Below are 6,872 nucleotides of genomic sequence, written 5' to 3'. Positions count from 1 at the left end.
GGGGATGTCCAACTTTTGGGGTGCAGTTCAAAATCGACTGTAGTTTTCAGACGACCCTTGTCCAATCCAATCACTTGCACACGGCGGATACTTTGATTTCGACCGCCCATTCCGGTTTGGCGAGTTTGGCTTCGATGCAGGCGCGGGCAGGGGTGCGGCCGGGGGCTGTCCAGGCATCCCAGGCTTCGTTCATGGCGGCGTAGTCGTTCATATCGGTCAGGAAGATGGTGGCTTCGAGGATGTGTGCTTTGTCGGAGCCGCATTCTTCAAGCCAGCGGTCGATTTGCGCCAAAACGTTTTCGGTCTGGGCTTTGGCATCGGCTTCGGGATTTTCGGGAACCATGCCTGAGAGGAAGACGAATCCTCCAGCGCAGACGGCTTCGGAGTAGCGTTCGGTGGTACCGAGGTATCGGATATTCATTTGATATTCCTTGAGGTTGTGGCATGCGGGGCATTCTGTCCTGTTGTCGGATTTCGGTTTTCCGATTTTGTCGGAACAGGATGGCGGATATTGGGCAGGGGCTTATGGTAACATTCAGCTTGATTGTCTGCCACAGCAGGCGGGCTGTTTTGTTGTTTTTGAAAAGATGCGGAAACTATTTTTACGCGTCATTGTCATATTGGTTTTAGGTCGTCTGAATATTATTGGAACTGCATCATGAGCAAAAATACCGATTATCCGGTTACTCCTGCCGTCCGTTTCTTGCGTACACATCAAATTGATTTTGAGCCTTATATTTATGTTTATGAGGAACACGGCGGGACAGGGCAGTTTGCACAGTTGTTCGGTGTGGACGAGCATCAGGTGGTCAAAACCATCGTGTTGCAAAACGAAGCGAAGAAAGGGCTGGTTGTCGTGATGCACGGCGATAAGCAGATTTCCACCCGCAATCTGGCGCGCGATTTGGGCATGAAACACATCGAGCCTGCCGATCCGAAACAGGCAAACAAATGGACGGGCTATCTGGTGGGCGGGACGACGCCTTTCGGTATGAAAACCCGGTTGCCTGTGTATGTTGAAAAAAGTATTTGGGATTTGGAGAAAGTTTATATCAACGGCGGCAAGCGCGGATTTATTATCGGTGTCAGTCCGCAGGCTTTGCGGGCTTTGAATCCGCAGGATGTACAGGTCGCCGTCTAAAGGGATGCAAAACGGTTTTAAGTCGGGAAACGCAGATTCGGGCAAATTTGAAGGTTTTATAAAAAGAACACAATGCCTGATTTTATATCTGTTTTCATTCTGTCAAACAGCCTGTTAGCGTGATTTCACGGTATCGGGCTTTGGCAAACACAAACCAAAGAGGCATACCCTAATATGGAAAACCGTAATTTTTATGAAATTCTCGGCATTTCGGCGGATGCGGACATTGCAGAAATCAGAAAAGCCTATCGCGATTCGGCAATGAAATACCATCCCGATCGTAATCCCGGCAATCCCGAAGCGGAAGAGCGTTTTAAGGAAATCCGTCAGGCTTACGATACGCTGGTCAATCCCGAACGTCGGGCATGGTACGACGAGTCGCTCCGTGAATTCAGCGGTAAAGGCGGGCAGGCCGCCAGCCAGCAGACCGGTAGCGAGCATACGGCGGAAGCGCCGCGCCAAGACGGCGACCGGACTTACGTGATGGCGATGTATGCTTTGTTTGCCTTGGCATTTGCGACCTTGGTAATGCCTGTTGCCGGCATCGTTTTGGCGTATGTAAAACGTGGCGATATGGGAGACTCGGTTTATAATAACCATGCAGACTATCTGATTAAAACCTTCTGGGGCGGTCTGGCGGGGTTTGTTTTGAGTAAAATCACCGCGTTTATCGGCATCGACTCCGTGTTGCTGTTTTTGGTATCGGTTTGGTTTGCTTACCGTCTGGCGGCAGGTTTCGTCAGACTGACGGACAACAAGCGTATGTCTTTGGATACTTGGTTCTAAGCGCAACCGCCCGCCTTGTTTTCAGACGACCTTCGCATCCCGGGGTCGTCTGAAATTTTTGTATGGGTTGTTTGCGGGAAATTATAGTGGATTAAATTTAAATCAGGACAAGACGACGAAACCGCAGACAGTACAGATAGTACGGCAAGGCGAGGCAACGCCGTACTGGTTTAAAGTTAATTCACTATAAATATCAAAACAGGACACCAAGAAAGTCGTCTGAAAATTTGTCCACGCATCCGACACATTCAATCAAAGGAAAAACATGATTTATTTATTGGTAAGCATATTGTGCAGCGTGTCTGTGTCGGTATTGCTCAAATTGGCGCGTAAGAACAAAATCGACGTCGCGCAGGCGGTGGCGGTGAACTACATCGTCGCAGTGGCGCTGACGGCTTGGGTGTTGAAACCCGATTTGAGCAACCCGAAAGCCTTTTTGCCGACTTGGTGGCTGTTTGGCGCGCTGGGCGTGCTGCTGCCTTCGGTGTTTGTGATTATGGGCAAGGCAGTCGATGCGGCGGGTATCGTCAAGTCTGATGCGGCGCAGCGTTTGTCTTTGATATTGCCGATTATTTCCGCGTTCGTGATTTTTGGCGAAGCGTTGACCGAAGGCAGGCTGATAGGCATCGTTTTGGCGTTTGTAGCTTTGTTCTGCCTGTTGTGGAAAGCCGACGGCGGCAAGAAATCGGGCGGATTGGGTACGCAAATCACGCTGCTCGCGGGCGTTTGGGCGGGCTACGGCATCATCGACATCCTCTTCAAACAGCTTGCCAAAAGCGGTACGGCGTTTTCCGGCAACCTCTTGGTCGCCTTCAGCCTCGCCGGTATTTTGATGTTCGGCTACCTTTTCTCCCAATCGACCAAATGGACGAAAGAAGGCATTATAGGCGGCATCGTTTTGGGTGGTTTGAACTTTGCCAACATCGTTACCTACATCACCGCCCACCAAATGATGAAAGACAACCCGACGCTGGTCTTCGCAGGCATGAACATCGGCGTCATCGTCTTGGGAACGCTGGTCGGCGCAATAGCGTTTAAAGAGAAAATCAGCAGCATCAACGCTGCAGGCATCAGCGTCGCCGTCTGCGCCATCGCCTGTTTGTTTTACTGGCCGCAGATACGGGGACTTATCGGTATGTAAGCATGTAAAAGGTCGTCTGAAAAAGGTTTCAGACGACCTTTTACCTTTCGGGTGGGAGTGTTTTTCCTGCTTTGATAACAACGGCGCATTTGCAGCTAGACAACCCATGCAAAACGGTCTAATGTTCCGCCTGCATATGCACATTACTTGATAAACCAACGAATGAGAAGGTAAGAGAAATGACTGTCCGTATCGAACACGATTTGCTGGGCGACCGTGAAATCCCCGCCGAGGCGTATTGGGGCATCCATACTTTGCGCGCGGTGGAGAACTTTAAAATTTCCAATCAAAAAATTTCCGACGTGCCGCAGTTTGTCCGCAGCATGGTGATGGTGAAAAAAGCGACCGCGCAGGCAAACGGCGAGCTGGGCGCGGTGAAGCCCGAAATCGCTGTCGCCATTGAAAAGGCTTGCGACGAAGTGTTGCTCAAAGGCCGCTGCCTCGACCAATTCCCGTCCGACGTGTATCAGGGCGGTGCGGGGACTTCGGTCAACATGAACACCAACGAAGTCATCGCCAACCTTGCTTTGGAAGTGTTGGGCTACGAGAAAGGCCGCTACGACATTGTTAACCCGATGGACCATGTGAACGCCAGCCAGTCCACCAACGATGCGTATCCGACCGGCTTCAGGCTGGCGGTGTATTACAGTGTCGGCGAACTGCTGGAAAAACTGGCGTTGCTGAAAGACGCGTTTGCCGCCAAAGCCGATGAATTTAAAGATGTTTTGAAAATGGGGCGCACTCAGCTTCAAGATGCCGTGCCGATGACGGCGGGGCAGGAGTTTCAGTCTTTCCAAGTGTTGCTGGAAGAAGAGATTTTGAATCTGGACCGCACGCGCGCCTTGTTGTTGGAAGTCAACTTGGGCGCAACCGCCATCGGCACGGGCGTGAACACGCCCAAAGGCTACGCGGCTTTGGCGGTGAAAAAATTGTCCGAAGTCAGTGGCTTGGATTGCAAACTGACCGAAAACCTGATTGAAGCGACTTCCGACTGCGGCGCGTATGTGATGGTACACGGCGCATTGAAGCGCACGGCGGTGAAATTATCGAAAATCTGTAACGACCTGCGCCTCTTGTCGTCCGGCCCGCGCGCCGGTTTGAAAGAGATTAACCTGCCGGAAATGCAGGCAGGCTCGTCGATTATGCCTGCCAAAGTCAATCCCGTGATTCCCGAAGTGGTCAACCAAGTCTGCTTCAAAGTCATCGGCAACGACACCACCATCACCTTCGCCGCCGAAGCGGGGCAGTTGCAATTAAACGTGATGGAGCCGGTCATCGCGCAATGTATGTTTGAAACCATCTCTCTCTTGGGCAACGCTGCGGTAAACCTTGCCGAAAAATGCGTCAAAGGCATTACCGTCAACCGCGAAATCTGCGAACGCTATGTGTTCAACTCCATCGGCCTGGTCACTTACCTGAACCCGTATATCGGCCATGAAAACGGCGATTTGGTCGGCAAAATCTGCGCCCAAACCGGCAAAGGCGTGCGCGAAGTCGTACTCGAACGCGGCCTCTTGAGCGAAGCGGAACTCGACCGCATCCTGTCGCCCGAAAACCTGATGAACCCGCATTTGTAAGGTAGGGCATAAAGAAAAGGTCGTCTGAAAGCCTATGGACAAGGTTTTCAGACGACCTTTGTTCGATGTATCCTTTCATTATGTTTCACGGTATTAAGGGAAATTTTCAGACATATTCAATTTCCTTGATTAGGCTGTTATCCGCTTTTTCAGACGACCTCGGGTAGGTAACTGATGAAGCGGATACATACCTGCGGGTGAGGCGTCGGCAGAGCTTTTAAGCCGTAAGCCCGATGGAATCAGCCGTGACGAACAGGTCGTCTGAAATCCCGTTTTCTGCAAAAAAGGCCACATCATGAACACCGTTTCCATCCAAAACCTTTCCCACCGCTACGGCAAGACCCTTGCGCTTGACGGTGTGTCGCTGGACATTCCGAAAGGCGCGACGGTCGGTTTGATCGGGCCGGACGGCGTGGGCAAATCGACGCTGCTCTCGCTGATGGCGGGTGTGAAGGTGATTCAGGACGGACGGGTGGAAGTGTTGGGCGGCGATATGACGGACAAGGACGTGCGGCGGGACTTGTCGCACCGCATCGCCTTTATGCCGCAGGGTTTGGGGCGCAACCTGTATCCTACCTTGTCGGTGTATGAGAATATCGATTTCCACGCGCGGCTGTTCGGTTTAGACGGGCAGGAACGCACGCGGCAGATTGCGCGGCTGATGGAGGCGACCCGCCTCGCGCCGTTTGCAGACCGAGCGGCGGGCAAGCTATCGGGCGGGATGAAGCAGAAGCTGAGTTTGTGCTGCGCGCTGGTGCACAGCCCGGATTTGCTGATTCTGGATGAACCGACCACGGGTGTGGACCCTTTGTCGCGCCGCCAGTTTTGGTCGTTGGTAGACGATTTGCGGCGGGAACACGCGGGCATGACTGTGATTGTGGCGACCGCCTATATTGAAGAGGCGCAGCGTTTCGAGCGGCTGCTGGCGATGGACGCGGGCAGGCTGCTGGAAAACAAGCCCACTGCCGACGTGCTGGCGGACTACGGCACCGACGTGTTGGAAGAGGCTTACGTCAAAATGCTGCCGCCGGAGAAACAGCAGGGTTCGGGTGGTTTGGACATTACGCCGTTCGTCCCCGATCCCGCTGCGCCGCCCGCGATGGAAGCGCACGGGCTGACCAAGCGTTTCGGCGATTTCACCGCCGTGGACCATGTCAGCTTCACCATTCAAAAAGGCGAGATTTTCGGCTTTCTCGGCAGCAACGGCTGTGGCAAGTCCACCACCATGAAAATGCTGACCGGCCTGTTGGAAGCGACAGAAGGCGCCGCCACGCTGTTGGGCAAGCCGATAGACGCGGGCGGCTTGGATACGAAAATGCTTGTCGGCTATATGTCGCAGGCGTTTTCGCTGTATGAAGAACTGAGCGTGCGCCGCAATTTGGATTTGCACGCCAGACTCTACCAGATGGGTGCTGAAGGCGCGGCGGCGGTGGAAGAAGCCCTGCAACAGTTTGATTTGGCGGACGTTGCCGACACCGCGCCCGCATCGCTGCCGCTGGGCATCCGCCAACGCCTGCAACTGGCCGCCGCCTGCCTGCACCACCCCGAAGTATTGATTTTGGACGAACCGACTTCGGGGGTCGATCCCGCCGCGCGCGATATGTTCTGGCGGCATCTTCTGAAACTCTCCCGCGAAGACAAAATCACCATTTTCGTTTCCACCCACTTTATGAACGAAGCCGCCCGCTGCGACCGCATTTCCTTTATGCACAAAGGCCGCGTGCTGGCGGTGGGCACGCCCGCCGAACTGGCGGCAAGGCAGAATGCGCCGGATTTGGAAGAAGCGTTTGTGCAGTATCTGATTGAAGCGGAAGGCGGGGAAGGTGAGGAAGGGTTGTCCCGTCAGGAGGCTGCGCACTCTGAAAGTGATCAACGCGAGTTTCGCCAAAATACAGACGGCGTGCGTGAACCAAGTTCACACACCCTGCCGGCGGAAACTCCGACCGTAGGGTGTGTGGCGCAAGCCACGCACGCGGAAGGGGAATTGGATGACAGGCATTCTGAACTTTCAGACGACCTTCAAGGAAAAGATATAGGGTCGTCTGAAACCCAAAACGGCGTGCGTGAACCAAGTTCACACACCCTACCGGCGGAAACTCCGACCGTAGGGTGTGTGGCGCAAGCCACGTACGCGGAAGGGGAATCGGATGACAGGTATTTTGAACTTTCAGACGACCTTCAAGGAAAAGATACAGGGTCGTCTGAAACCCAAAACGGCGTGCGTGAA

6 protein-coding genes and 1 pseudogene are annotated in these 6,872 nt (G+C 53.6%); 6 read left to right on the top strand and 1 reads right to left on the bottom strand.

Annotated elements, in window-relative coordinates:
- Positions 1–70 precede the first annotated feature (70 nt).
- A complete protein-coding gene (locus HMPREF2954_RS06960) occupies positions 71–421 on the bottom strand; it encodes a RidA family protein (RefSeq protein WP_045072936.1) in 351 nt (116 codons plus the stop codon).
- A gap of 237 nt (positions 422–658) precedes the next feature.
- On the opposite strand from HMPREF2954_RS06960, the gene ybaK reads away from it, so the two are divergent.
- From ybaK to HMPREF2954_RS06935, 6 genes and pseudogenes are all read left to right on the top strand, one after another.
- Positions 659–1,141 carry a Cys-tRNA(Pro) deacylase gene (ybaK, locus tag HMPREF2954_RS06955; RefSeq protein WP_003765517.1) on the top strand — a complete coding sequence of 161 codons (483 nt, stop codon included), beginning with the start codon at positions 659–661 and terminating at the stop codon, positions 1,139–1,141.
- Positions 1,142–1,315: 174 nt separating this feature from the next.
- Positions 1,316–1,927, top strand: coding sequence for a DUF4870 family protein (locus HMPREF2954_RS06950; protein WP_045072932.1), 612 nt, complete (start codon positions 1,316–1,318; stop codon positions 1,925–1,927).
- Between the two features lies 1 nt (position 1,928).
- A pseudogene (locus tag HMPREF2954_RS13390) lies at positions 1,929–2,114 on the top strand (hypothetical protein); the annotation flags it as partial.
- Positions 2,115–2,192: 78 nt separating this feature from the next.
- Positions 2,193–3,068 (top strand): DMT family transporter, encoded by an 876-nt coding sequence (locus HMPREF2954_RS06945; protein ID WP_045072930.1) that lies wholly within the window; start codon positions 2,193–2,195, stop codon positions 3,066–3,068.
- 179 nt (positions 3,069–3,247) lie between these two features.
- Entirely contained in the window at positions 3,248–4,645 is a 1,398-nt protein-coding gene (gene aspA / locus HMPREF2954_RS06940) for an aspartate ammonia-lyase (protein ID WP_045072928.1), read from the top strand.
- A 295-nt stretch (positions 4,646–4,940) separates the two neighbouring features.
- On the top strand, positions 4,941–6,872 hold a 1,932-nt coding region (locus tag HMPREF2954_RS06935; protein ID WP_321178157.1), incomplete at its 3' end, for an ATP-binding cassette domain-containing protein.

Origin of the sequence: Neisseria sp. HMSC067H09 (genome assembly GCF_001814135.1) — a bacterium.
Lineage (GTDB): Bacteria > Pseudomonadota > Gammaproteobacteria > Burkholderiales > Neisseriaceae > Neisseria.
Note: the sequence above shows the minus strand (reverse complement) of the source record. Positions and strands in the feature narration are given on the sequence as shown.